We start from the raw sequence: 26,179 nt of genomic DNA on the forward strand, positions 1-26,179 counted from the left end.
GTGACCTCCTTCGTTGTTCTTAAACTCTATCAACTTGGTCGTATAAAGTAACGAAGATTGTTCCCGTCAGAGGCGATTACATAGAACGGCATCCCATAGAATCAAGGAAAGTGAAATCGCATTCTCGCACTTTGGCCGCGGCCAACCCATGCCGCGTCAGCAGATCGAGGCGGACATGAAAACGGAGTAGAGTTCGTCGGCGCTTTTTGCCTGGCGCATTGCGGTCAACACGCCTTCCGTTCTAAGCCGCCTGGCGATGGCGGCGAGCACATTCAGATATTCGCTGCGGCCATTTTCAGCGAAGAGCAGGACGAAGGCCAGGTCGGTTGGAACGTCGTCGATCGCCTCGAAATCGACGGGATGGCCGAAGCGGACCATCAGCCCTCGCGGTCTCGTCATCCCCGCAATTGCCGCATGCGGAACGGCGATGCCGTTGCCGATTCCGGTCGTCCCAAGCTTTTCCCGTGCCTCCAGCGCCCGCAGAACCGAGCCTTCATCAAGGCCGAGGCAATGAGCCGCTTTCGACGACAGACTCTGCAAGGCCCGCCACTTGGTCGGCGCTGAAAGGCCGACGAAGACATGCTCGGGCAGGATGATGGTGGAAAGGTCCATGGTCATTCTCACGCTCGGACATCGATGGATTTGGCATAGCTCTGCGTCGCCGGCCCTCGCGAAAAGGCGGGCGATCGCGCGACCACGGGTTTACAGCTTTAGTCCGGTTCACGCAGGCGATAGCCGACGCCGGTTTCGGTGGTGATGTATTGCGGCTGATCGGGTATCTGCTCGACTTTCTGCCGGAGCTGACGAACGTAGACGCGCAGATATTGCACATCCGCCGCCGGACCCCAGACCTGCTTCAACAGGAACTGATGCGTCAGTACCTTCCCGGCATGCTGCGCCAGTACCCGCAGGATGTCGTATTCCTTCGGCGAAAGTTTCACTTCCTTGCCGTCGACCTTGACGATGCGTTTGACAAGATCGATCGACAGGCCGCCGGTTTGGAATATCGCTTTTTCGCCTTGCTGCTGCAGACGATGGCGGAGCGCGACGCGGATGCGAGCCGCCAGTTCGTTCATACCGAAGGGCTTGGTGACATAGTCGTCGGCGCCGGTTTCCAGCGCTTTGACGATGCCGGCTTCGTCGGTGCGGCTCGAGAGAATGACGACCGGCATCTGCAATCCATCTTCGCGCCATTCCTGCAAGAGGTCATGGCCGGGCTTGTCGGGCAGGCCGAGGTCGAGCACGATCAGATCGGGCTTGTCTTCCTGTACGGAAAGCCGCGCCGCCGCGGCGTTCTGGGCTTCGTTGACGGCGTAGCCTTGGGCGGTCAGACCGACACGCAGCAATTTGCGGATCGGCGGCTCGTCATCGACAACGAGTATCTTGACGGCGGTCGTGGTCATTTCAATTCATCCAGCTTAGGTACATCTGTTGGTTTCGGCAGGCGAATGGTGAAGACCGCGCCTTGGCGATCGGTCCGGTTGCCTGCGGTGATTGTGCCGCCCATGGCCTCGATGAAGCCACGGCAGATAGAAAGGCCGAGGCCGGTGCCGGCCCGCACCTGATCGCCCTTGCGCACGCGATAGAAGGTATCGAAGACGCGTTCGAGATCGGCGGGCGGAATGCCTGGACCTTCATCCATGACGCGGAAAACGACGTTGTCGACATCGGCCCAGGCCTCAATGCGAATGGTGGAGTCATCGGGCGCATACTTGGCGGCATTATCGAGCAGATTGAACAGCACCTGCTCGAAAAGCACGGGATCGACCCGCACCATTGGCAGATCGACCGGAATCTGCACCTCGGCTCGATGCCGTGCGAGGATTTTCGAGCCGCGCCGAAGCGCGCTGCCGACGATATCGCCGGCATAGTGCAGGGCGTAATTTGGCTCCATCGCGCCGGACTCGATCTTGGTCATGTCGAGCAGATTGGCGATGAAGCGGTTCAGCCGCTCGGATTCATCGACGACCGTGGACAGAAGATCGACGCGGTCTTCATTCGGCAGGGATTCCTGATAGTCGCGCAGGGTTCCGGCGGCGCCAAGGATGGCGGCGAGCGGCGTCTTGAGATCGTGCGAGATCGAGGTCAGCAAGGCGGAGCGCAGCCGGTCGGCTTCGACGGCCAACTTGGCGCGGTCGACATCGGCAACCAATTGAACGCGCTCAATGGCGAGCGCCGCCTGATCGGCCAGCGCATCGAGAAGCCGCTGCTGTTCCGGCGTCAATAGCGGACCGTCGCGACGGTCGCTGTCGAGGCCGATGACACCAACGGCCGTGCGGCCGGTGCGCAGCGGCACATAGAGGCGCTTGGCCCCCGGCAGTGTATCGGCCCCACGACCGGCGGCATGATTGTGCTCCCAAGCCCAACGCGCGGCGGCGATATCGGCATCGTCGAGCGTATCGTCCGGCGGATAGCCCGCCTTGACAGCAATCGTGCCATTCTCGGGCAGCAGCAGCACGACGCGGACTTTCAGCATCGACGCGAGCTGGAAGGCCGTTGCCCAGAGTACGTCATCGAGCGTTCCGGTGCCGGCAAGCTTCTTCGAGAAAAGATAAAGATCCTCCGTCGTCCGCGCCCGCTGGCGCGCGGCGGCGGCCTGTCGTTGCACTGTTGCGGTCAGATTGCTGGCAATGACGGCGACGCCGAGAAAGAAGAAGAAAGCGAGCACGCTTTCCGGATCGCTGATCGTCAGCGTGTAGCGAGGCGGTAGGAAGAAGAAATTGAAACAGAGCGCGCCGAGGAGGCAGGAATAGAGCGCCGGCCGCAAACCTTGCGTCACGGCGGTGGCCAGCACCGCCATCAGGAAAACTAGCGCCAGATTGCGGACATCGAGCACCTGGTCGAGGATGACGCAGAAACCGAGGGCAACGGCGACATAGAGTGTCGCCAGAATATAACCGCGCAACTGAAACGGTTGGGGCGAGGGCGCTGCGGCCTTGACACCACGGCTCGCCGCCGAGTCCTCTGCGTCATTACCGGAAATGACGTGAACGCTGATGTCGCCGGCCTTGCGGATCAGTTCGTAGGAGACCGAGCGCTTGGACCAATCCCGCCAGGTGCCGATCTTCGGCGAACCGATGACGATATGCGTGACATTGTTGCTCGCTGAATGGCGGAGCAGTTCTTCGGCGACCTCGCGGCCGGGAATGGTAATGGCTTCACCGCCGAGCTGTTCGGCAAGTCGTAACGTCGCCGCAATGGTATCGCGTTGCGCCTCGGTCAAATTGATAGACCGGTTGGTCTCGACATAGACGGCGGCCCAAGGCGCGCGCAGTCGCGAGGCCATGCGGGCGGCGTAGCGCACCAGCAAAGCCGAGCGCGGATGATGGTCAATCGAGACCAGTACGCGCTCGCCCGCTGCCCAGGGACCGGGGATCGCATGCGCCTGCATGTGGGTCAGAAGCTGGTCGTCGACCCGCTGTGCTGTGCGCCTTAGTGCGAGCTCTCGCAGCGCCGTCAGGTTGCCGGGGGTGAAATAGTTGGTCAGCGCTCGTTCGGCCGTTCTCGACACATAGACCTTGCCGTCGTGCAGGCGCTTGATCAGGTCATCGGGTGTCAGATCGATGATCTCGACATCGTCGGCCACGTCGATGATCGAATCCGGCACGGTTTCGCGCACACGCACGCGGGTGATTTGTGAGACGACGTCGTTCAGGCTTTCGACGTGCTGGATATTCAGCGTCGTATAGACATCGATGCCGCGATCGAGCAGTTCCATGACGTCGAGATAGCGCTTCGGATGGCGACTGCCCTGCGCATTGGTGTGGGCGAGCTCATCGACCAACACGAGGCCGGGCCGGCGCTTCAGGATAGCATCGAGGTCCATCTCGTCTAGAGCGCGACCCTTGTAGTCGACATTGACGCGGGGAATGATCTCGAAGCCTTCGAGCAGTGCCTGCGTCTCGCGTCGGCCATGGGTCTCGACCACACCAACGACGACATCGACGCCATCGGCCATCTTCGCCTTGCCGGAGATAAGCATTTCATAGGTCTTGCCGACGCCGGGCGCAGCGCCCAGAAAAATCTTCAAGCGGCCACGCGTTTCCTGCCGAGCCTTCTCCAGAAGCGCGTCGGGCGAGGGCCTGCTCAGCGTGTCGCGGCTATCGTCTGGCATCGATTGATCTTTCCTGGCGGACGGAAGTTGAGGCGGCGGCGGCCGCCTCAACCCCTTGGTCCTACTGAGTCATAGAAGCATCCAACGCCTGGTTCAATGCCAGGACGTTGATGACAGGTTCGCCCAGTACGCCAAGTTCACGCGGCTCCACGGCGGCGTCGACGATCGAGCGGACCTTGGCCTCATCCATGCCGCGTGCTTTGGCGACACGCGGGATCTGGAAGTAGGCATCATCAGGCGAGATATCCGGATCGAGGCCACTGCCTGAGGTTGTGACCAGATCGATCGGGACGGGCATATTCGGATTCTGCGCCTGCAGCGTAGCGGCGTCACCCTTGATGCGGTCGAGCATCTTCTGGCTGGTCGGGCCGAGGTTGGAACCGCTGGAGGCGGAGGCATCATAGCCATTGCCGGCGGCCGACGGGCGGCCGTGGAAATAGCGGTCTGAGGTGAAATTCTGGCCGATGAGCGTCGAGCCGATCACCTTGCCGTCCTTCTCTATCAGGCTACCATTCGCCTGGTGAGGGAAGAGCGCCTGAGCAGCGCCCGTCATGGCGATCGGGTAGAGAAGGCCGGTGACAGCGGTGGTGACGACGATCATGACGATGGCCGGTCTGATTTGTTTCAGCATAATAAGACTCCTTAGGCGAGGCCAATGGCGTTGATCACCATGTCGATGGCCTTGATGCCGATGAAGGGCACGATGATGCCGCCGACGCCGTAGATCAAAAGGTTGCGGCTAAGCAGGGCGCCTGCGCCGATCGGACGATAGCGAACGCCCTTCAACGATAGCGGGATCAGCGCAATGATGATCAGCGCGTTGAAGATGATCGCAGAGAGAATGGCGCTTTGCGGCGTCGCCAGCCCCATGACGTTCAGCATCTTCAATTGCGGATAGAAGGTGATAAACATTGCCGGGATGATCGCAAAGTACTTGGCGATGTCGTTGGCGATCGAGAAGGTGGTCAGCGCGCCGCGGGTCATCAGCAACTGCTTGCCGATCTCCACGATTTCGATGAGCTTCGTCGGGTCGCTGTCGAGGTCAACCATGTTGCCGGCTTCGCGGGCAGCGACCGTACCGGTGTTCATGGCGACGCCGACGTCGGCCTGAGCCAGGGCGGGAGCGTCATTGGTGCCGTCGCCGCACATCGCGACGAGCTTGCCCTTCGCCTGTTCCTCACGCATCAGCGCCAGCTTCATTTCCGGCGTTGCCTGGGCGAGGAAGTCGTCCACGCCTGCTTCCGCGGCGATGGCAGCGGCCGTCAGCGGGTTGTCGCCGGTGATCATCACGGTGCGGATGCCCATGCGGCGCAATTCGGCGAAGCGTTCGCGGATGCCGCCCTTGACGATATCCTTGAGCTGGATGACGCCGAGCAAACGACCGTCACGGGCGACCGCAAGCGGGGTGCCGCCGGCCTTGGAGATTTCGTCGGCAATCGCCTGCAACTCGCGGATCGTATCGCTGCTGGTGCGCGAAATTACTGTTGCACCGGCGCCGGAGACGGCCGCAGCACTGCCGCTGACATAGGCGAGAACCGCATCGACCGCGCCCTTGCGAATGGACGAACCGTCGACATCGACGCCGCTCATGCGGGTTTGGGCGGTGAAGGGCACGAAGGTCGCCTTCAGGCTCGTCATGTCGCGGCCGCGGATCGCGTATTTTTCCTTGGCAAGCACGACGATCGAACGGCCTTCGGGAGTTTCGTCAGCGAGCGAAGCCAGCTGTGCGGCGTCTGCCAGATCCTGCTCGGTCACACCCTTGACCGGACGGAAAGACGTGGCCTGACGGTTGCCGAGGGTGATCGTGCCGGTCTTGTCGAGCAGCAGCGTGTCGACGTCGCCGGCAGCTTCGACCGCGCGGCCGGACATGGCAAGCACGTTGAAGCGAACCAGACGGTCCATGCCGGCGATACCGATTGCCGACAGCAGAGCGCCGATGGTGGTCGGGATCAGGGTCACGAACAAGGCGACGAGAACAACGATCGGGATCGAGCCGCCGGCATAGGCAGCAAAGCTCGGGATTGTCACCGTGGCGAGCACGAAGATCAGCGTCATACCGGCGAGCAAGATGTTGAGCGCGATTTCGTTCGGCGTCTTCTGGCGTTCGGCGCCTTCGACGAGCGCGATCATGCGGTCGATGAAGGTCGAGCCGGCAGCCGCCGTAATGCGAACGCGGATCTCGTCGGACAGCACCTGCGTGCCGCCTGTGACAGCCGAGCGGTCACCGCCGGACTCACGGATGACAGGAGCCGATTCACCGGTGATCGCGGCTTCGTTGACCGAGGCCACACCTTCGATGACTTCGCCATCGGACGGGATGATGTCGCCGGCTTCGACCAGGACGACATCGCCGACCTTCAGGCTGGTGCCGGGCACCATCTTGAAATCGGTGCGGCTGGTGCCGGTCAAAAGCTTGGCCTGCGTTTCGGTGCGCGACTTGCGCAGCGACTCGGCCTGCGCTTTGCCGCGGCCTTCCGCGACAGCCTCGGCGAAGTTCGCGAACAGCACGGTGAACCAGAGCCAGATATTGATCTGGAGGGAGAAACCGAGATTGCCGCCGCCACTCAAAAGATCGCGCAGGAAGAGAACCGTGGTCAGAACCGAGACGACGGCCACCACGAACATGACAGGGTTTTTAGCAAGGGTTCGTGGGTTCAGCTTCTTGAAAGCGGCGCCCACGGCCGGAACGAGGATGCGAGAATCCAAAATACTCGCGGATTTTAACTGGCTCATAAGAGACTCCAGCGTGAAGAGGGAAACGGCGGATCGAGATAGCCCGATCAACCCAGTAAAAGTCTGAAGACGGCAAGGCCGAGAAACAGTGTGACCATCGCCACCAGAATGACATCGGAAGCACAGGCCCTCCGGGCCGGGCCACGCCCCCTGTCAAAGGGGCGTGGATCGATGAGCTTTCGAAGCCTGATGAGTTTGGGCTGCGACATCACAATCATTCCTTAGAAGGTCTGGCCGGCGATCATCGCCAGATGTTCGACGACCGGGCCGAGCGCGAGCGCCGGGAAGAACGTCAGGCCGCCGACGATCAGGATCGTGCCGACCAGCAGGCCGACGAATAGCGGGCCATCTGTCGGGAAGGTACCGGCCGAGGCGGGAACCGTCTTCTTGGAGATCAGCGAGCCGGCAATGGCGAGCGCTGGAACGATGACCAGGAAGCGACCGATCAGCATGACAATGCCAAGCGTGATGTTGTACCAGGGCGTGTTGCCGGAGAGACCGCCGAAGGCTGAACCATTGTTCGCAGCCGCAGAGCTATAGGCATACAGGATTTCCGAGAAGCCATGCGGACCCGAGTTGCCGATGGAGGCGACGCCCGTCGGCAGTACCACGGCGATTGCCGTGAAGATCAGCATGCCGGCAGGCAGGCAGAGGATCGCAAGCATCGCCATCTTCACTTCCTTGGCCTCAATCTTCTTGCCAAGATATTCCGGCGTGCGCCCGACCATCAGGCCGGCCACGAAGATAGCGACGATGATGAAGAGCAGGATGCCGTAGAAGCCGGCGCCGACGCCACCAATGATGACTTCGCCGAGCTGCATGTTGATCAGGGGAATAAGTCCGCCGATCGCGGTGAAGCTGTCATGCATCGCGTTGACCGCGCCGCAAGATGCTGCCGTGGTGATAACCGCAAAGAGCGACGACAGCGTGATGCCGAAGCGGACCTCCTTGCCTTCCATATTGCCGCCCTGGACGCCGAGCGCATGCACCAGCGGATTGCCGGCTGCTTCAGCCCAATAGGTGACGAGGACACCGACCAGGAACAGGACGCCCATGGCCGAAAGAATAGCCCAGCCCTGACGCTGATTGCCGACCATACGACCGAAGACGTTGGTAAGCGCGGCGCCGATGGCAAAGATTGCGACCATTTGGATTAGGTTGGAGATCGCATCCGGATTTTCGAAGGGGTGAGCGGAGTTGGCGTTGAAGAAACCGCCGCCGTTGGTGCCGAGCATCTTGATGGCAAGCTGCGAGGCGACTGGACCGACAGCAATCGTCTGCTGTGCACCTTCGAGCGTCGTGGCGCTGACATATGGGCCGAGTGTTTGTGGCACGCCGAGATAAACGAAGACCAGCGTCATGACAATGCAGGCGGGCAGCAGGATGTAGAGCGTTGCCCTGATCATATCGACCCAGAAATTGCCGACTGCTTTGCCTGACGCGCGCGAGAATGCGCGGATCAGCGCGATCGCGATTGCAATACCGGTTGCGGCGGAGACAAAGTTCTGGACGGTGAAACCGGCCATCTGCACGAGGTAGGACATCGTGCTTTCGCCGCCGTAGTTCTGCCAGTTGGTATTGCTGACGAAGCTTACGGCATTGTTGAAGGACAGCTCAGGGCCGATCGCCGCCATTCCAGCAGGGTTATAAGGCAGACCTGCCTGTAGGCGCTGCAAGAAATAGAGAACGATGAAGCCTGCAAAGCTGAAGAGCAGCATGGCGACGGTATAGGTCGTCCAGTGTTGCTCTTCGCGTTCATCGGTTCCCGCAATGCGATAAAGCCCCCGTTCCAAAGGACCGAGGACGAAGGAGAGAATTGTGCGCTCGCCCGTGAAGACACGCGTCATATAACCGCCGAGCGGTTTGACGAGCAAAAGTACGATTCCGACAAAGATCAGAATCTGAAGCCATCCATTGAAGGTCATGGGGGTAACTTTCCCTACCCGGCGCTATGGAATTAAAAGCGCTCAGGGCGAATGAGAGCGTAGATCAGGTAGACGGTGAGAAAGAGGGTCACGCCGCCACCGAGAATGTAATCCAGGAGCATTGGTGTCTCTCCGATTAGAGGCTGTCGCACGCTTTGGTGTAAGCGATGCACAGGATGAAAAATAAAGCACCGATCCCGATAAGAAGAATGTCCATCATCGATCGTGAATCCTTGATTGTTCTTGTTGAACGCCGAAATAGACTGAAGGCACCTTCGAAGAAGGCGCCTTTCGTTTCTTCCTGGCGGGGAGATTATCTTGCCGATATCTCTGATATTAATATGCGGCCGAACAGCATTAAGGTTCGAGACGGCGGGACGGGGAAAGATATAAAAATCTTATAAATGCCGGCCTGAGCGGCTGGGACAAAATTTTAGTAGGACATAGGGCCAAGACTGCCGGCGAAACGCTCCACCATCCGGGCTTTTCGAGAATTTTCCCTAATAAAATCAATGAAAACACGAGTCCTGGCGGGCAGCAGTGTGCGTTTGGCATAATAAAGCGTGATCGGCCCGGCATCTGCATACCAATAGGGCAGGAGACGGACGAGCGTGCCACTTTCCATATAGGGAAGGGCGTCCGGAACGGCCGTGAGCGTGACGCCGAGCCCTAGGATCGCCGCCTCGCACATGGCGCCCGGTCTCGAAAATCGTCGGCCCTGGCATGGCAATCGGCCGCTATGGCAAACCGGTGGAAATCGCCAGCCTCGTCGCTTACCTCGCAAGCCCGCAAGCCGCCGTCGTTACCGGCGCCGAAATTGTCGCCGACGGCGGCTTCGCCGCCTGAGCTCAAACCTCAGAAATGGATAGAATCATGACCATAGGTATTATTGGCGCAGGGCAAATCGGTTCCACCTTCGCCCACGCGCTCGCCAAGGCCGGCATTTCGGCCACCATCGCCAACAGCCGCGGCCCGGAAAGCCTGAAGAGCCTCATTGATGAACTCGGTGGCTTGATCCAGGCTGGCGCTGTGGAGGAGGCTGCTAGAGCCGATATCGCCCTTGTCGCCGCCAATTGGTCGAAGCTGCCGCAGGCGCTTGCAGGATTGCCCGCTTAGAATGGCTGCATCGTCATCGACGCCAACAACCCGATCGAAGCACCTTTGTTCGAACCGGCGGAACTCCATGGTCGCCTGTCGAGCGAGATCGTCGCCGACCTCGTGCCGGGCGCCCGTGTCGTCAAGGCCTTCAACCATCTATTCGCCCATCTGATCTCGGGAGACCCGCAGGCCGAAGGCGGCAAGCGTGTATTGTTCTATTCGGGCGACGATGTCAGCACCAAAGCTGAAGTCGGCACTCTCATCGACAGGCTCGGTTTCTTCGGCATCGATCTTGGCCCGCTCAGCATCGGCGGCAAGCTGGCACAGTTTCCCGGCGCGCCGTTACCAGGCTTGAATTTGGTTAAATTCGGCTGACCGATATGAAAAAAGGGGCCGCGATATCCTCGCGGCTTCTACCCACTGCATTGAAGATCAGCGGATAAAGCGATCGGGGACAAATCCTCGCTTTGCGCTCACACCCGGCATCACAGAAAGTCAGATAATCTACATTATGGAACTTAATGCCGACGTGTTATTGCGCCGGTGTGGAAACGGACTGAAGATCGGATTTTTTGGATCGAAACGCCAAAAGTCGGAAGCTAGTGCCGGATTTGAAACGGACTCGCAAAATTATTCCACGGGCACCTTAGACGGTGGGACCGCTGGCGTCGTGCCAGTCGAATGCCGCGCCCGGCGTCATGAAGGTCAACGGTCTTGCCTACACCGGACATTGTGTCGGCCATTGTGTTCCTACTGACCATCTTGAATTCCTCACCGACCATCGGACCTTCAGCCCAAATCCGATTGCCCAGGCTAATTTCCGGAGCAGTCGGATCGCCATCCTTGAAATAGGAAAAGTCGACGTCGTTAAGATTGAACACGGTTGAGCGCAGTTGACTAAGTTTTTTGACAGCCTCCGTGACACTCGTGGCGTGGATGTAAGTCTGGCCGCCAGCTTTGACATGGATGGAGAAGATCCGCCTCACACTTTTAGAAAAGCAATTCTGGCTCGTGGATAATATCGCCGAGGTCTAGCTGAATAGAAAAGTACGGAAAATAGCAGCTATCGATTAAGACGGAGAGCGTCACGCCCTCCGAAGGTGCATCGATCAAAGACCTTTTCATTTTCGGCTGTCCAATTTTACACGTTCGACGAAACTGATCGAAAGAACTGGGGCAACACAATTATGTTCCTGCATACCACATCGTGCTCGCTGATGACCGACCGGCCGTCACCGGATATGCAAGTCGTTGGCTGGAGTCACTATACCGACTGATATGCGTCGCACCAGCTCTGATTGTGCCAGACCCCTGATTAGGCTTTGACGAGGCAATTGCGGGAAGAGGCCATCAAAGCCTGCATACGTGACCCGGATCTAGTGTTGGTTCCTCGCCGCCTGTACTCCTAGTCCTCGCCATCCGGTATGAACAGTTCGTCTCGCGCCGACATCACTGGCGTCGACGCAACGACGTTTCGATTAATATGCCGGTCGATCATTCTTTGGACATCGCCGCTGATACGTCTAGGCACGAGGACCATCTCCAGATCCAAAGCAGCACAGAGAGCTCGAAGTGTGGCGAGCTCTGGGTTCCCTTTTCCGTTCTCGATTTTTGAAACCTTGGCCTGTGAGATCCTGGCTAGGTCGGCCAGTTTCGCCTGGCTCATGTCGACTGCCTGGCGGAATACCCGAAACATGGACATGTCTAGCGAAAAGACCATTTGCGAACCTCCCCAGTCTTATCTCGACGGTTTCAAATCGTCGTATGACGAGACACTCTCCGAGTATCCCGTCAGTTTCGGCCGCGAAATCGATATCCGACTAGCTCAGCTGTCAGGCCAAAGCCGCGAAAATAAGACAACTCGTAGCTTCCGGTGGGTATTACAATCTAAGCGAAGACTTTCTCGCGGCCCTGCTCCGCTTTCTCAAGGTCCTCCCCTGCAAATGCCCGGAAGCGGTCGCAGTGATTGTCCAGTCTGAGAGTGATTCTGCGGAGTTTCACAGGGTGGTCGACAGCGACGACTCGGGCAACCTCGAAAGCAACGAAACTATGATCACGATCTTCCTCTCCGCCTGCGAGCTTTCTCACGATTACGCGCCGTCCACAAGAACCGCCATACCTCCTGCTAATTCTGAACCAGATGTTGGAGGACGATGGCAGGAAGCCGTTGTCACGACTGGGCGGTTTCGTAAGCAACGGCGAGCACCGTCTCGATGGATATGGCGGAGACGCCTACCCCGTTCTTGCAAATCGCAGGCCGTGACTGTGATGGCGACGAGAATGCTTTCGACGAGCTGAAGCACGGAATCGGATAGATCGCCACGGGCCAAAACCGCCTCCTAAAAGGCAACCTTGAATCACGCTTCAGGTTATTTTGGAATCCACCGTTGTCAACGGGGCCTGATTTTGGGGCTTTTCAGCTTACGTTTCATCTCAGCAATCATTGCAATGCCAATAAAGCCCAGTGGACCGAAAAAAAGCCCAGTGCGCACCCGGTCAAAATACGAACTCCTTTAGTGCGTGCCATAATCGGTCCGACGCTGGCGAAAATGAGAGCAACGACAAGAATTCTATAAAGTACTGATAGATCGCGCATGCCGTCACACTAAGGGCTGTGTCAGCTTACACAATACTCACTGGCCAAGCTGTGCCCGCACATCAACAGTCTCCGCAGACAAACATGCAAAGCCGTAACGGTCTGAGGTCGAACTTTGTCAGCACGACCTAGTTAGCAGTTCTAGTATTTCGCCCCATGCAGACGTGGATGATTGTCCGCCGCTGCAAGTGTTCAGGAGACTCAACGTTCTTCAAAAGATCGTGTTGTCACCGGAGTGTGTGTGGTCGGGCTCGCTAGCTCAGGCTAATTGCGTAAGGCGGTGAGTACGATGTGCTCTGTTTATAAAGGCTGATCAATGTCGATTTTGAATACCCTGAGTTCCGGACATCATGTTGTCGATATCGATGGAATTCAACAGAGCTTTCATGTCACGGGCAAAGGGCCGGTGATGGTGGTTCATCCCGGCGGCCCAGGAATTCACTGGCAATATCTTCGTATGCCCCTCTTAGAACGCCATTTTACCATGGTCTACCTTGAGCCGATTGGTACAGGTGGTTCAGGCCGATTAGCGGAACATCCGCACGGCTATACTATTGAACACTTTGCAAAACAGCTTCGCAGGTTTCTTGAAACGCTCGACATTTCTAATGTCATTCTTCTCGGTCATTCGCACGGCGGTTTTGTCATCCAGGAACATACGATCGGAAGCCCAGATCGCATATCGGGGATGATCTTGTACTCATCGTCGGCGGTGACAGGCAGTGACTTTATGAGGAACGCCGCAAACGGCATTCAAGCCTTTGCTGATCGCAATCATGCCGATGGGCCGGCGGTACTCCAAGCTTGGCAGTCGGTCCCGAAGATGTCGAGCGATAACGACTATACAAAGATAATGCGTGACCTACTCCCCGCTTACTTTGCCGACGGTGCCCGAGCGAAGCTTGATCTTGAAGCGTTTCGCGCAGGGATTAACGCCACTATTCTCATTGGCAACAACGAACCCTTTGATGCTCGATCGAGACTTCAAAGTCTCTCCGTGCGGGCGTTGATTCTCGCAGGTGATCACGATTTCATATGCGGTCCCAAATGGGGAGAAACCCTGCATGACAGCCTTCGAAATTCCGAGCTGGTACGCTTTGCCCACAGCGGCCATTTCGCCCATCTTGAGCAGCCGGAGGAATTCCTCACCTCGGTACTCGCATTTTTTAAAGCTGATAAGCTGGACCCGCACTGAGGCCTTAGCCAATCTCAGCTTCCTCGCGGGATCGTCAACTCCGTCTGACTTTGTTTCCAGATAGACCTGACGTCGCCGTCGGTTGGATAGCCTTCTCGACATCATAGACTTCGCCGATCCGGTGCATGGCTGGGGTCGCGTCGTGGTGCCAATAGATGATTTTCAGCCAGATAGCGGCAGGGATATATTGACCGCCGTTCAACCTTCATGCCCCGCTTAAGATGCAACACTAGCAACGTCCGCCGAGGCCGTCTTTGTCGTGTTATTGCTGGTGTTCGTGTTCAATCGCGCCGCCGACATAAAACTTTTGCGACCTGTAGCGTCGCAATATGCTAAAGGCGATGCCCGCATAAGATGCGACCTTTGAATTGGACGGTGATCCAAAGTCGTCGGAAGTGCCGCGCCAAAGTGCTTCGTCATTCCCATACCGCCAGATGGCGAGCCATCTGAACATAAGTACGGTCACCACCGTTCCTAACGCGACGCATATGCCGACGGGATCGGTCTCATTTGGAAAAAGGTAAAACCACTGACGCGCTTTGTGGCCAAAAAGGAAGGCGAGAAGGGCCGCGTCGACGGAGTAAACCCAAGCGAAAAGCTGTCAATATTTGCGATCTCCCACAGGAAATCTGAACACATAGCAACAGACTGCAATTGCCGCAGGAAACGACAACACCCAGTTTATAACGTCGAGCGAAGTCGCAGGTGGTGATCCGCTATAAAGCTTCGACGAAGGCCTCCAGTTGGGCGTAGACAATACAATAGCAAATTGCTTCCAGAGCATCCATTCCTCCCTGATATGCCGCCTTGCAGCGGCGAGCCATTTAAGGAGTGTCAAAATCTATCGTTAAAATTGCATCTGCAGGAGGATTGCGATAGCGATGTTTGTAAAAAAGGGTCTCGTGGCATTGCCGTGATGCCACCAAGGGGAGGAGAATGATTAACATTGAAATCTTATCGACCCGAACTGTCGTGAGACCCTTTACGCCGGAGGATGCCGCCGACGTTTTGGCCTGCATATCGCCCGAAATCACTCGGTTTATGGCTTGGGAACCTCCGGCTTCATTGGCCGACTTCGCTGAAGTTTGGCAAACCTGGCTTCCCCCAATTGAGAACCGATCCGATCTTCATCTGGTCGCCCGCGCCAAAAGTGACGGCCGTTGCCTCGGCATTATCGGCTTACACGATCTGCAATCCGGTACTCCAGAGCTTGGGATATGGCTTCGATATGATGCCCATGGAATGGGGCTCGGCCGCGAGCTGATCGGTGCGATCGCGGCATGGGCAAGCGAAAACGCCGCCATTGAATATTTCGAATACCCGGTTGCAGAGGATAACATTGCCAGCAGACGGATCGCTGAGGCATATGGTGGCCGTATTGCGGAGCGACGGATCAATCCAAAATATCGCTCGGTCGTCTACCGCATTCCGCCCATCTCCTCACAGCGGATATAGCCTGGCTGATCGCTGGACGCATGTTGCCGGTACTGAAAGTTCAACTCCCCATCGGGATGTATTCAGTTTTTTCGACGTCCACTGGGCTTTCCATGCCTCCAGTGTGCCTGAATATCATCAAAGACGTCTAAATTCGCATAGCGCTTGTATTCGAAGGGACGCGAATGAACGAATACCTTAGAAATTTGGTCGGCAATTTTGCAGGGGTAGGTCGGTTTATCGCACCCGACACCAGATTGGAGAAATCGCTCCGTCTCGCACTATCGGATACCCTCATTGTCATTGGTCTGTATTCCGTCAACCAAGGTTACGAAGTCGCCTACAGCGACGGTGAATTTTATCCTCTCCTTCGTCCAGACGGGAACAGTGATCACTATTTTTTCGATATGGTCGGCGCTGTCGCTTGGATTGTCTGTCTTCTTGGCAATCGCCTGAGAACTTGGTCATGGGCATTCGTGATATTTTTCGCGTGGTGGTGCTATACGGCGACCAGCTATTATCTCGATGACCGCTACTATGTCATGGGTCAGGATGGCGGCCTTCCCTGCGGGGAAAGGATCGCTGATCTTCACTTGGGTGTCGGTGCCTTCGGCCTCTGCGCAGCCTTGTTCGCCACGATCTTTAGGTTGAGAAAGATTGCGGCCCGGCGTATTTGACTGGAGCGGCTGTAACATTCGTGTGGTGCTTGATGATTTTGGGGTTTGCCTAATGGCGGAATTTTGCCCGCGCTACCTCTGGGCAAGCTTGGCAATATCCGCCCTGATTTGGGCGTTCTGCTGGATGGGCGGGAATGACCCCCGTGTTGCGTTTGCAGATTTCAGGGACCTCGGTAGTGCGGCTTCTGTCGGTCGGCTGGAGATTGGAGCGGCTTACGGCCCCTGGAAACGCAGTTCTCTCTCCGTGATATGCACGCCTAGCCATACCTTCAAGCTCGTGTTGAAAACGCGACTCTTCCCGTTCGACAGGGATATGGTTCAGAAAGTAGCTCCCGTTAATCAAGGTGACGCCTCGTTGATCTTCGTAGGAAAGGCAAGAGAGTTTGATCATCACCTACAGGCGTCGCTCAAGGTGGAGCGGTTCGGAGTGATCGACACGATCATCTCCTCGGAGATAGACTTTGATCGGCTAAGAGACATAGTCGGCAAGTCGGGCTCAAAGCCGCCTGAGATGGTCAGCGCCCAGTCGCGAGCCTTCGGTGTAAGCATGATTGGTGCCGCCACGACATCTGATCTGGATGCCTTTCGGCAAGAATGCCTTCAACACCTTGAGAGCATGTAGTTTGTGAACTGCACCAGGTGGCCGCTTCGGGCCGACAGGCGACCACGGCTGGAACGCGCCAAAAGCAGACATGCGCTCCCCACGGAGCGGTGACCGATTTGGGGCCGGTTGCGGACTGGCCGCTTTCGTGCATCATTTTGTTGAAGCTGACATCTGCCTGCACATGCCGTGTTGCCGCTTTCCCATCGGCATTCGAGAACGATTTGCGTACCTTCCGCGCTTCGCACCCTGATTAGGCGCTATTTGCCGATCACCAAGGTCGACGTCGATTTCGGACGTGAAGGGCTTCTCGTAAGTCTGGGCGTCATCGCCTTTAAAGCTTACGCCGGCGGCCTTCAACGCTTTGAAGACCCGGCAGACTGCCGACGTGAACAAAGGCATCAAATCCACATAGACCTGACCTGTGAATCAGCCAGGAACTTTGCCCCCTTTCGACGCCGAAGGTTGACCCCCGTCTGCGCAGCCTAATTCTTTGCCGGATCGCCACTTCTTTCGACGTGCCAGGGGCCGACCTTCGACGTCTATGGCGGGGTCAAACCCAGCGCCGAAACACACCTGCATCTGGTCATTTTCTTTACGTGCCGCCTCCCGTCGCTCAGCGAGGTCAGCAATATGTACACCGTTCAGCCACGGCCTGGGCACGGGTAGCATTGCGCACATCTACGGGATGGCCGACACCACCCGGTTCGCGGCACAAGCGTGCGAGGACTGCTGTGACGGGGTGATGGCCTGGACGTGGCCGGGCGTCACGCCGGAGCAGATTGCACGGCTGCCGGAGAACGACGACCGATCAACCGATGATGTCGATCGCAGATGCACCCAGCACAATCTATCACCGCCTTGAGTCTCCGCCCGCGAACCTAAACACGCGCGGCACTTGGCGGGCGGCCGCCGGCATGTGCCTTAGGGCGTTGCAGACGCCACCGCGGCGCGAAGCGGCGCGGCGTCGATTTCTTTGCCGGAGAACGGATCCCTGGCGAGGCCGATGAGCACCACCGTCGCGGCGAAGGCCGTGGTGAAGACAAAGAGCGCCAGCGCCTGGGGCCGCAGGCGCTCAAGCTGAACGACCGCAACGGCGATCTGGGTCAGCACGCCCAGGACAAACATGGCGAGCCAACTCATGGGGTCGCTCCCGCCAGCGGTCAATGTCAGGCGCTCCAACCGTGCTTCGCGCACCTCGACAAGTCCCCCGAGAATCGCCTGATGGGCGGCAGTCGGAAGGGTGTCCGTCAGCCCCGGCGCCAGCATCGAGAGGGTCAGCTTGCGCAATGCCTCGAGGTCTTCAGGTGCTGTGCCCCGTCTCCCGTTCGCCGGCCATTCTCTGGCAATCTCCGACTCCGCGTAGGCGACGGCTGCTGTCGTGATCGGCCTGCCCGCCGCGCCGAGCGCCTCGGCGAGCCGTAGGATCGTTCGGAGCCCGTCGGCCTCTCGAAAGACTGCAGCCCTAAGATCGGCATTCCGATGTTGCACATCGTTGGCAAGGAAGGCAGAGAACAGGCCGAAAAGTACAGCGACTGACGCGAAGAAAGGGCCGGTGATGCCGATGCAACTGGCAAAAAAAGGCCGCGCCGACGACAGATGCGTCAGCCATACGATCCCGACTGCGATCGAATAGAGGAGGACGAAGGGGATGAGGATGATCCCCACTATGCCGCTACGCAACCACAGATCGATCATGGTGATGCAAATTCCTCGATGCGGGCCGCTCGGTTTCTCCGACGAAATACAAGCTGCGTTGCTCGTGCACCAAGCCGCCGATGTCACGGCTTCCGAGTTGCCTCCATGCAAAGCATAGCACTGGCGGCAATCTGGCGATAGAACTCGCGGTCTCCGTCCTCCATCTCCCTGCGGGGTGCAAGAAGTGGGGAAGCTTCGGCTATGACCGCGGCAAGGGTGCGACGGATTGGTGGTGCCTGGAGCACCGGACGGAGCCGGCACGATTTGGATCCTTGACGCGAGCGGCTTTTCCGACGGGCATGGTGAATCATGGCTTCCCGAGCAGCGTCGCCGTTGCCACGTGAACATGACCATCGGCGCGCGGAAAGGGGCAGAGCCTCGCCATCCGCCACGGTGTCTCTCCAAGTCGAAACTGAATCCGCACAGTCCCTCAGAACGGATAGTCGGCAATGTTGTCCCTGTTCACGTTCACCCACGCCTGCCCGTAGATGACCTTCCCATCGAGCTTGACCGAGTTGTAGCCCTCAAGCTCGAGGTCCATCCCGTCCTTCACTTCCTCGCCGTTCATCACCATCATAGCGAGCTTGTTCATCGCGTAGCCAGCAACCGCCGGGTCCCAGAACCCGATGCCATCGACGGCGCCCGTCTCGATGTACCGGCCGGCGATCGAGGGAAGCGAGGTGCCGAAGACACAAGTCTTGTCCGCGAGCCCGCGCTCCTCGATGGCGAGCCCGATGCCGGCGACGTCAGTCGAGGCAGACCCTTGTAATCCCTTGACATTCGGGAAGGCTCGCAGCATCTCCTGCGCCTTCTCGTAGGCCTTCTGCTGGTCGTCGAAGGTCTCGTTCTTGTCCCCGACCAGCCTCATGTTCGGGTACTTTTCCTTCTGGTAGGCGATCGCCCCGTCGACCCACTGGTTATGGGTCTGGCTGGTCAGCGACCCGACGAACACCGCATACTCGCCCTCGCCGCCCATGCACTGGGCGAGGTGTTCCATCAGGTTCGCGCCGAAGGCCTCGTTCTGGAAGGCCTCGAGATCGTACTTGGTGTTCTTTTGCGACGCCGCCTCGTGGGTGATGACGGTGATGCCGCTTTCCATCGCCTTGCCGAGCACCGGCTCAAGCGCCTCGGGCGACATCGGCACGACCGCTAGCGCGTTGACCCCTTGAGCGATCATGTCCTCGATCAGCGCCACCTGCTGCTGCGGATCAGCCTGCGCCGGCCCGACCTCGAAGGCGTCGGCGCCGGTGTCGGTGGCAAACTTCTTCACGCCTTCTTCCATGCGGTTGAACCACCGGATACCGGCGATCTTCACCACAGTCGCGATCTTCGGCTTGTCCTGCGCAGCGAGCGGCGTGGTCAGCGCAATGCCGGTCAGTGCGGTGCAGGCAAGCAAAGTCAGTGCGGTCTTCATTGTTGCTCCTCCTTGCGTTCCGTTCAGTATAGTCCAATCAGCCTCCGGCTCCACAAGCCCCAATCAGGTGACAGTCCGCCTGGGGGCGGCCTCGGCCGCGAGGTCCCGGAGCGCCGCGGCTTCTTGAGGTGAGCTCTGGCCAAGGACGTGTCGCCGTCGCAGGGCGGCTTTTTAGCTGGATGCCGGCCTAACTGTCTAACTGCCGTCGATCGCCTCGCCGATGCGGGCGATTGCCTGCTAATAGACACTCGCGGAGTTCCAGCCAGCGATGGCGCCCATATTGCCTTGATAGCCCCCGCCGGCCCGCCAACCGTGCGCCCCGAGGAAGTTGGCCGTTGACATCAGGGCAGTACTCGTGTCGCGCATGTTCCTGCTGCCGACGCCGTACTTCAAGACATTCCCGGGCAGGAACCCGGTTTGGCCGATCTCGCCGTGCATGGCGCCGACCGAGCGGGCGCTCAGCACGCCGTTGTCGACCAGCTTGAGCGCCGCGATGGCATGCGGCGCGAAGAATTGCAGGCGGCGGCAATCGTAGGCGAGCGTGACGATTGCCGACACAGTGTTCTGGTTGCCCATGGAGGCGCCAAAGCCGGTCTCCATACCCCAGATGGCGAGCAACACCCCGGCGAGCACGCCGTACGTACGCTCGATGTTGCCGAAGAGTGCTGCGTTCGCCGTCTTGAGCGATTGGCCCTTGGAAATAATCGCGGACCCACCACGTCGTCTCATAAGGTTGTCGACCGAGCCGCTGAAAGCCTTGTTGGCGGAGCGTTGTCGCGATCCTTATACCTCTCATGGTCCTAACTGGTATCACAATGTCTCCGGTAATGAACGCGGCTTGGCCGTTCCTGCTGGAGGTGTTTGGCGGCAGGCAATCAGCCCGATCGCTGCACTTTATCTGGGCCACGCTGCTGGTGGCATTCTCCCTTATCCATATTTCGATGGTGGTTTTGGTCGGTCCCTTCAATGAAATCCGATTGATGGGACGCTATCGCCTTCCTGAGGATCGACGCTGATGGCATTGAAAATATCGCGCAGAAAGCTTTTGGCAAACCTCACGCTGGGCGGGTCGGCGATTGCAGTATCGGGTTGCACCGGCCCGACATATGACCAGGGTTTTCAAAACGCCGTTCTTTCGACAGGAGACTGGCTGGCTTACCGAATGTAACGGTTCCTTGGATTGAATGCGAGTGCCCCGGAATATTCGGAATCGGAAATTTCACCGAGCTTTCGCACGAACGGCAACACTGATCCAGGCACCGATGAATATCAGCTGCTCGCCGATAAGAATTTCATCGATTGGCGATTGCGGATTGATGGAGCTGTTGACAGACCGACGGACTTTTCGCTTGCAGAATTACAATCGATGCCAGCACGAACGCAGATAACCCCTCATGACTGTGTCGAGGGATGGAGCGCAATTGGGGAAATGGACGGGAGTTCAACTTTCTACGCTGCTGAAGGAGGTCAAGGTTCAGCCAGCGGCGCGGTTCGTAGTCCTTCATTGTGCCGACACATTCGACGGGACGCCGTACTATAAGAGCAGAGATCTTGTCGATGCCTATCATCCTCAAACTATCCTTGCCTATGCTATGAACAGTCAACCTCTCTCGGTCGACCACGGCGCCCCCTTGCGATTGCGGGTGGAGCGCCAGTTAGAATATAAGCAGGCAAAGTATGTCACGTGTCTCGAGATCGTGACCGTCCTTTCGGGAATTGGTCAGGGCAAAGGCGGCTATTGGGAAGACGTAGTAGGTTACGATTGGTATGCCGGAATCTAACAAGGCCTCAGGCTGGCGCAGGAAGCGATCACACTTTGAAGTACCGCAAGTACTTTTCCCGATAGCTCCACTGTTGCGAAAAGCCCGGCCGCCCTCGGCGCGACGAGAGACGGCCGGTACGGTACGCCGGCACCGGTAAGCTAATGCTACAATGAGCGACCGCCACCACAGCGAACTTGTCACAGAGTGTGGAGGTCGATGTGCCCGCTTACCTTATTGTAGAACACCGCATTGCTGATCCCGACAAATTCCAGGAGTGCAGCGGCACGGTCCGGCCGATGATCGCCAACTACGGTGGCCGTCTCCTGACAAAAGGCGGCACCCACAAAGTGCTGGAGACTGACCATTTTTTGCCTGATCGCGTGGCTGTCTTCGAGTTCCCTGATATGACCACGCTGAACACCTGGTACAGCTCGCCGCAATACAAGCCGCTGCTCAAGCTCAGGCAATCGGCGACGGACATGAGCAAGGACGTGATGATTGCCATAGATGGCGCCTGAGAAACAGGAACTCGGTCGCTAGCGACCGAAGCAAAGTGGATTTTCAGACCTTGCTCGGGTTCGCAGCTTATTCAGGCGGCACCATTTGGGACTAGGTTCGAACGAATCCATAGGTATCGAGAGAGTAACGCCACCGCGGGAGGAGCGGCGCGGATGGTCGGCAATTGATAAATGTCCGCACCGGTGTAACTTGCGTTATAGCGTTCTTGAAGAACCGGCCGTCCTGCTTCTCGAAGACCAGCCAGCCATCACCATAACCGTGTTGACAATTCCGCCAACGCCCTAGTGACTGCCATAGAGCGTCTGTTGGAAGTCTTCGTCCGCGTGCTCTGGGAACAGATGTCGTCTGGTCTGCCTGAGGGCGTCTGCTTCACGCCGCTGCCGCTGAAGGAGTTCCAAGGTCACGTCGGTGAATGGAGCGCTCTCTGATGCTGCCACGCGGATCGTTCCGCCATGGGCGAGGAAATCGCAGAACGCCTCAACCGAGCGCAGCCGGGTCGTCAGTTCCACGTAGCGGTTGTAGTTCCCATCCAGCATCCCAACCTCCTCCGAAAACTCAATGTAGGAAGAGTTCGGCAGGATGATGGCAGGGACGCGGACTTAATGCTCTCGCCATCGCTCTCGCGACCTCGCGGCAAACGGCCCAGACCAGCTTTGTGCTGGCCTTTTCAACTGTATCCGCCGGAACCGCACGTTGGTCACCATCGACCGGCTCGTGCCGCGTCGCAATTCCCCTTGTCAAGCGTCTCTTTGCCCCGGCTTCGAAAACATCGGCGCGATGACGTCTACCATCAGCCGAATGACTTCGTCGGCATCTTCAGGACAACAAGGTCAGTGTCGAGGGCTGGGCAGAACGACCCTTCCCCGCCGACTGCGGAGCGCCGACCCTGACGGGCGGGACAGGAATCAGCGTGGGCGCTGGTCGCGCTGTGGTCGTCGAGTTCGACGACGTCAGCCTCTCGAGTGCCACGGGCACGGTCCGCTTCCTCGACGGTAGCGCCGGCCAACCCAACGGCCGGGTTGTCGTGGTCGCACGCGAATGTGACGATCAGGGTGGTGTGGATCCGATCGGCGACCGAGTCACAGCCGACGGACCGGTCAACAACGGACGGTTCGGCTTGGAGTTCCGACGATCTCTGGATGCCGACTTCGGCCTGCTGCAGGCCCACTACCTCGGTGACTTCGGTGCGGCACCGTCTGACAGCGAGCCGAAGCTGGTGCAACGCTGAATGAGTCGGGCGCACTCGTCCGCGGCCTGCACCTCGTCGGGTTCGCCGAAACGGATCCGAGCATCACGCCAGGGTCGAGCGCGATCGTTGAGTGCGGCATGACGCAACGCCCGTCGGGTATCGTGTCAACGTCGTTCGGGCGACGTTGCTCAGGGGTGGCGTTTGTGTCGTTGGTTCCCATGGTCGCACTCCTTTCAAGTAGAACACCGACGGAAACCGTTCATTCCGCTTCGAGCTCCCAGCCGTTGAGCCATTGGTGCAATTCCGGCCCCTCGGACGGATCGTTCCTTTGGCCTCCGCAGCGATCTTGTCAGGTGCGCTTTCGCGCCCTATTTCGCGATCCACGGGGAATCAAGCAAAGACATCAACTGGCAACTGGTACCGTTAAGTGGTTCAACTCTGACAAGGGTTATGGGTTCATTCAGCCGGACGATGGTTCGCCAGATGTTTCCGTGCATATTTCTGCAGTCGAGAGGGCGGGCCTGTAAGGCCTCAAGGACGGGCAGAAGGTCAGTTACGAGCCAACGAAGGACCGACGGTCTGGTTTCGCTAGGTCAGGATGGCCCTAGAGAGCAAGATGACTAACCAACCTGGTCGAACTGAAGCCGGCGAGAATATTGTGACAGTGTTCGGCGGAACGGGCTTCCTCGGGCGGCGGATCGTAACCAGCCTTTTGGACAGGGCTGTTGATGTACGTGCCGTCTCGCGCCATCCGCACAAGCATAAGTTTGACAACGTGTCCGGTAAGAGGCCATCTCAGCAGATCGAGGCGGACATACTCGATTCATCCTCGATCGCCGCTGCCGTGGCTGGATCTCGCGCGGTTGTGAATGCGGTCAGCCTTTATGTTGAGCGCGGCAAGCAGACCTTCGAACGTGTCCATGTGGAAGCCGCGGCCGATTTGGCGGCCACCTCTCGGGATGCAGGCGTCGAGATGTTCGTCCAGATTTCGGGCATTGGATCGGATCCAATGTCCCGTTCGAATTACATCCGGGCGCGGGGCCGCGGCGAGGAGGTGGTGAAGGCCGCGTTTCCAGGCGCGGTAATCGTCCGTCCGTCTGTAATGGTGGGACCCGACGACACGTTCATCACAACAATCGCGAGGCTGGTGCACATCCTCCCGATCTATCCGCTGTTTGGAGAAGGCGGCACGCGGCTACAACCGGTTTATGTTGAGGACGTGGCGGAAGCCGTGAGCCGCTTGGCCTCAGGACAGTATTCCACGGATGCATCGATCTTCGAGTGCGCCGGTCCGCGCATTTATTCGTATCGGGAACTCGTCCAGGAGATCGCCACTCAACTGAACGCGCGAATCAGGCTGGTGCCCGTGCCATTCGCGGTATGGAGAATATTGGCCACTGCTGCGGAGTTTCTTCCCGTCGTGTCTCTAACGCGCAACCAAGTCGATCTCATGCTTCGTGACAATGTCGCCGCAAACGATCTGCCGGGCCTGGAAGAACTGGGAATCCAATCCCGCGGCATCGAGGAACTCGTCGATATGATTGGGCACGCGGCTTAAGCCGGAACCTGCGACGGGAACTTGTTGCTGCGTGAGGTTGGTAGGACTACAGGAGAAATACAAACAGGCGCGATTGACGCGCCCGGAGGGTTAGCCCGCTCACAAGCAGTAATCTGTGAAATCCTTGTTTCGGTCCGACGCATCCGACGCAGCTGCCATTTCGCCGTTTTGTCTAGGTCAGCCCGCCGAGATCATTTGTTCTTGAAGCGGGCTGCTTCTTCGGACCCGCCCGTCGCATCACCGGCACATAGAAATGTGCGCCGACGCCTGCGAGCCGTCAATATGAACGAGCGACGTCTTCCGAATGTATTAAATTCCGATAAGCATTAGTTGTCCGAGGTTAGGCCTTTTCACACGTGATGATAGCCCCCGAGCCTGGATCATCCAGCTACGAACGCACGTACTTCTACGAGACTGGCCACGGCGAAAGTGTTCCTACCTAGTCGTTTTGCTTCGTAGAGAGCTCCGTCGGCCGCCTGAAGCAACTTCTCGACCGTGGTCTCGGCAGGCAACGCGGAGGCGACACCTGCGCTCACGGTGACCCATCTGTTATCACTGTCGTAATTCTGGATGCGAAGCCCTTCAACCGCAGCCCTGATTCTTTCCGCTATCGCCAATGCCTGTATCGGTTCCTGGCCCACACCAAGCACTAATATCTCTTCTCCACCGAACCGAAAGACGAACAAGGTCTCACCGACCGTATTACGGATGCACTCCGACACGGCTCGGATACAGGCGTCGCCTGCAATGTGCCCCTGGGTGTCGTTGAAGCGCTTGAAATGATCTATATCGAGAAGGATAGCGGAAACAGGCACGTCCTTTGCCGCGTTGCTCCACAGTTCGTCAGCGACTCGTGTCAGCGAGCGCCTGTTCAGCAATCCCGTCAGCTCGTCATGGTCCGCCCTATGCTCGAGTTGCCGATATAGGAGGTTCGCCCGCAACTGATTGAGAAAATTCTTCCTATCGGATTTCTCAAGGAAATAGGCACTTACCGCGAGAAAGATCGACAACATGGAATAGACTGTGATGATGCCGAAGTAAGAAATCTGGTCGAAAGCGCCAGTTAGATACGTCGTCGTGAAATGCGAAGCGCACGTGAGCGCCAGCCCCATCAACACGGCTCGAAAACGCGGCCGGAGTGATACCACGAAGAACAAAAAGGCAGCCGAATTGTAGGTCTGGTAGACAAATAGATACTGGCTGCCACTCTTGATCGCAGGGATCATTGGCAAGGTGGTGCTCAACACGGCTGCAGTGACCGTCAAGGCGTCGTAAAGCACCGCATTGGGCCAACGACGGACGATAAAGATGCACGCGATTACGAAGGGTGTGAAGATCAGGAAGCGGACAACAATCAGCTCTGTCAGCACGTCAGGCACCATGTCGTGATCGCCGAAATAGACGAGATCGTAGATCAACAAGCCCATGACGCACCAGATTGCGACGAGCCGAGCCCTCTCGGCCGCGTAATCCTTGAGAAACAGCCTTTCAAGTTCCGGCGAAAATCGCAAGAGACCGAAGCCCCGAGCCAATTGGCCCTCAACCTGGTCAAGCGTCACAAGGCTCACGGGCTACTCCTCCAAATCGATCGGTTGGGGCAGAATAGCTAAGCAAGTTGAATTTTAAGCTAAGGTCGCCTTGTGAGTTGCTGTAAGGCGCGGAACA

General features: G+C 58.1%; 22 protein-coding genes and 5 pseudogenes. 13 read left to right on the forward strand and 14 right to left on the reverse strand.

The genetic code is table 11. The features are described 5' to 3' along the window. Nucleotides 1–156: 156 nt before the first annotated feature. The 7 genes from FHT86_RS22000 to kdpF form a co-directional block, all read right to left on the reverse strand. A complete protein-coding gene (locus FHT86_RS22000) occupies nt 157–612 on the reverse strand; it encodes a PTS sugar transporter subunit IIA (RefSeq protein ID WP_133709860.1) in 456 nt (151 codons plus the stop codon). 98 nt (nt 613–710) lie between these two features. After that, nucleotides 711–1,403: a response regulator transcription factor gene (locus tag FHT86_RS22005; protein WP_133709601.1), complete on the reverse strand. Its 693-nt coding sequence runs from the start codon at nt 1,401–1,403 to the stop codon at nt 711–713. Further along, nucleotides 1,400–4,114 carry a sensor histidine kinase KdpD gene (locus tag FHT86_RS22010; RefSeq protein WP_133709602.1) on the reverse strand — a complete coding sequence of 905 codons (2,715 nt, stop codon included), beginning with the start codon at nt 4,112–4,114 and terminating at the stop codon, nt 1,400–1,402. The genes FHT86_RS22005 and FHT86_RS22010 overlap by 4 nt, the downstream gene beginning before the upstream one ends. A gap of 61 nt (nt 4,115–4,175) precedes the next feature. Continuing rightward, nucleotides 4,176–4,745, reverse strand: coding sequence for a potassium-transporting ATPase subunit KdpC (kdpC, locus tag FHT86_RS22015; RefSeq protein WP_133709603.1), 570 nt, complete (start codon nt 4,743–4,745; stop codon nt 4,176–4,178). Nucleotides 4,746–4,756: 11 nt separating this feature from the next. Then, nucleotides 4,757–6,847: a potassium-transporting ATPase subunit KdpB gene (gene kdpB, locus FHT86_RS22020; RefSeq protein WP_133709604.1), complete on the reverse strand. Its 2,091-nt coding sequence runs from the start codon at nt 6,845–6,847 to the stop codon at nt 4,757–4,759. Nucleotides 6,848–7,068: 221 nt separating this feature from the next. Beyond that, complete coding sequence (gene kdpA, locus FHT86_RS22030; RefSeq protein WP_133709605.1) at nt 7,069–8,772, reverse strand: potassium-transporting ATPase subunit KdpA; 1,704 nt, start codon at nt 8,770–8,772, stop codon at nt 7,069–7,071. A gap of 32 nt (nt 8,773–8,804) precedes the next feature. Then, a complete protein-coding gene (kdpF, locus tag FHT86_RS22035) occupies nt 8,805–8,894 on the reverse strand; it encodes a K(+)-transporting ATPase subunit F (RefSeq protein WP_133709606.1) in 90 nt (29 codons plus the stop codon). Between the two features lie 87 nt (nt 8,895–8,981). Here kdpF and FHT86_RS22040 point away from each other — a divergent pair, with 87 nt between their 5' ends. After that, nucleotides 8,982–9,176 (forward strand): hypothetical protein, encoded by a 195-nt coding sequence (locus tag FHT86_RS22040; RefSeq protein WP_133709607.1) that lies wholly within the window; start codon nt 8,982–8,984, stop codon nt 9,174–9,176. A gap of 29 nt (nt 9,177–9,205) precedes the next feature. On the opposite strand, the gene FHT86_RS22045 is transcribed toward FHT86_RS22040, so the two are convergent. Beyond that, nucleotides 9,206–9,502 (reverse strand): LysR substrate-binding domain-containing protein, encoded by a 297-nt coding sequence (locus tag FHT86_RS22045; protein WP_246779602.1) that lies wholly within the window; start codon nt 9,500–9,502, stop codon nt 9,206–9,208. Here FHT86_RS22045 and FHT86_RS22050 point away from each other — a divergent pair. Both FHT86_RS22050 and FHT86_RS22055 read left to right on the forward strand, forming a co-directional pair. Continuing rightward, nucleotides 9,469–9,618, forward strand: a pseudogene (locus FHT86_RS22050) (SDR family oxidoreductase); the annotation flags it as partial. The gene FHT86_RS22045 and the pseudogene FHT86_RS22050 overlap by 34 nt on opposite strands. Before the next feature lie 27 nt (nt 9,619–9,645). Then, nucleotides 9,646–10,245, forward strand: a pseudogene (locus FHT86_RS22055) (NADPH-dependent F420 reductase). A gap of 1,030 nt (nt 10,246–11,275) precedes the next feature. On the opposite strand, the gene FHT86_RS22060 reads toward FHT86_RS22055, so the two are convergent. Then, on the reverse strand, nt 11,276–11,590 hold the full coding sequence (locus FHT86_RS22060) for a helix-turn-helix transcriptional regulator (protein WP_133709609.1): 315 nt from the start codon (nt 11,588–11,590) through the stop codon (nt 11,276–11,278). A 1,192-nt stretch (nt 11,591–12,782) separates the two neighbouring features. Between FHT86_RS22060 and FHT86_RS22065 the strand changes: the two genes are divergently transcribed. From FHT86_RS22065 to FHT86_RS22080, 4 genes are all read left to right on the forward strand, one after another. Next, the gene (locus tag FHT86_RS22065; protein WP_246779603.1) at nt 12,783–13,661 is read left to right on the forward strand and encodes an alpha/beta fold hydrolase; all 879 of its coding nucleotides are present in this window, start codon (nt 12,783–12,785) and stop codon (nt 13,659–13,661) included. Between the two features lie 936 nt (nt 13,662–14,597). Continuing rightward, nucleotides 14,598–15,116, forward strand: coding sequence for a GNAT family N-acetyltransferase (locus FHT86_RS22070; RefSeq protein ID WP_133709610.1), 519 nt, complete (start codon nt 14,598–14,600; stop codon nt 15,114–15,116). 164 nt (nt 15,117–15,280) lie between these two features. After that, complete coding sequence (locus tag FHT86_RS22075; RefSeq protein ID WP_133709611.1) at nt 15,281–15,772, forward strand: hypothetical protein; 492 nt, start codon at nt 15,281–15,283, stop codon at nt 15,770–15,772. 52 nt (nt 15,773–15,824) lie between these two features. Beyond that, nucleotides 15,825–16,394, forward strand: coding sequence for a hypothetical protein (locus FHT86_RS22080; protein WP_133709612.1), 570 nt, complete (start codon nt 15,825–15,827; stop codon nt 16,392–16,394). Nucleotides 16,395–17,297: 903 nt separating this feature from the next. Here the strand turns inward: FHT86_RS22080 and FHT86_RS22085 are convergent. From FHT86_RS22085 to FHT86_RS22095, 3 genes and pseudogenes are all read right to left on the reverse strand, one after another. After that, the gene (locus FHT86_RS22085) at nt 17,298–18,071 is read right to left on the reverse strand and encodes a DUF4239 domain-containing protein (protein ID WP_133709613.1); all 774 of its coding nucleotides are present in this window, start codon (nt 18,069–18,071) and stop codon (nt 17,298–17,300) included. Nucleotides 18,072–18,501: 430 nt separating this feature from the next. Next, nucleotides 18,502–19,485: an autoinducer 2 ABC transporter substrate-binding protein gene (locus FHT86_RS22090; protein ID WP_133709614.1), complete on the reverse strand. Its 984-nt coding sequence runs from the start codon at nt 19,483–19,485 to the stop codon at nt 18,502–18,504. A gap of 237 nt (nt 19,486–19,722) precedes the next feature. Continuing rightward, nucleotides 19,723–20,256 (reverse strand): annotated as a pseudogene (locus FHT86_RS22095) (lytic murein transglycosylase); the annotation flags it as partial. A 56-nt stretch (nt 20,257–20,312) separates the two neighbouring features. On the opposite strand from FHT86_RS22095, the gene FHT86_RS22100 reads away from it, so the two are divergent. The 3 genes and pseudogenes from FHT86_RS22100 (at nt 20,313) to FHT86_RS22110 (ending at nt 21,766) form a co-directional block, all read left to right on the forward strand. Continuing rightward, nucleotides 20,313–20,501 (forward strand): cytochrome b/b6 domain-containing protein, encoded by a 189-nt coding sequence (locus FHT86_RS22100; protein ID WP_246779604.1) that lies wholly within the window; start codon nt 20,313–20,315, stop codon nt 20,499–20,501. After that, nucleotides 20,501–21,266: pseudogene (locus FHT86_RS22105) on the forward strand (molybdopterin-dependent oxidoreductase). The gene FHT86_RS22100 and the pseudogene FHT86_RS22105 overlap by 1 nt, the downstream one beginning before the upstream one ends. 200 nt (nt 21,267–21,466) lie before the next feature. After that, nucleotides 21,467–21,766 carry a DUF1330 domain-containing protein gene (locus FHT86_RS22110; RefSeq protein ID WP_166656901.1) on the forward strand — a complete coding sequence of 100 codons (300 nt, stop codon included), beginning with the start codon at nt 21,467–21,469 and terminating at the stop codon, nt 21,764–21,766. Between the two features lie 282 nt (nt 21,767–22,048). Here the strand turns inward: FHT86_RS22110 and FHT86_RS22115 are convergent, their stop codons facing one another. Then, a complete protein-coding gene (locus FHT86_RS22115) occupies nt 22,049–22,303 on the reverse strand; it encodes a hypothetical protein (protein WP_246779605.1) in 255 nt (84 codons plus the stop codon). A gap of 374 nt (nt 22,304–22,677) precedes the next feature. Between FHT86_RS22115 and FHT86_RS22120 the strand changes: the two genes are divergently transcribed. The 3 genes and pseudogenes from FHT86_RS22120 to FHT86_RS22130 all read left to right on the forward strand — a co-directional run bounded on the left by FHT86_RS22120 (nt 22,678) and on the right by FHT86_RS22130 (nt 24,514). Next, nucleotides 22,678–22,995 (forward strand): hypothetical protein, encoded by a 318-nt coding sequence (locus FHT86_RS22120; protein WP_133709617.1) that lies wholly within the window; start codon nt 22,678–22,680, stop codon nt 22,993–22,995. 368 nt (nt 22,996–23,363) lie between these two features. Beyond that, nucleotides 23,364–23,480: pseudogene (locus FHT86_RS22125) on the forward strand (cold-shock protein); the annotation flags it as partial. 92 nt (nt 23,481–23,572) lie between these two features. Further along, complete coding sequence (locus FHT86_RS22130; protein ID WP_133709618.1) at nt 23,573–24,514, forward strand: complex I NDUFA9 subunit family protein; 942 nt, start codon at nt 23,573–23,575, stop codon at nt 24,512–24,514. A gap of 380 nt (nt 24,515–24,894) precedes the next feature. Here the strand turns inward: FHT86_RS22130 and FHT86_RS22135 are convergent, their stop codons facing one another. Continuing rightward, the gene (locus FHT86_RS22135; RefSeq protein WP_133709619.1) at nt 24,895–26,082 is read right to left on the reverse strand and encodes a GGDEF domain-containing protein; all 1,188 of its coding nucleotides are present in this window, start codon (nt 26,080–26,082) and stop codon (nt 24,895–24,897) included. Between the last annotated feature and the right edge of the window lie 97 nt (nt 26,083–26,179).

The sequence above is a fragment of the Rhizobium sp. BK313 genome (genome assembly GCF_014193655.1).
Lineage (GTDB): Bacteria > Pseudomonadota > Alphaproteobacteria > Rhizobiales > Rhizobiaceae > Rhizobium.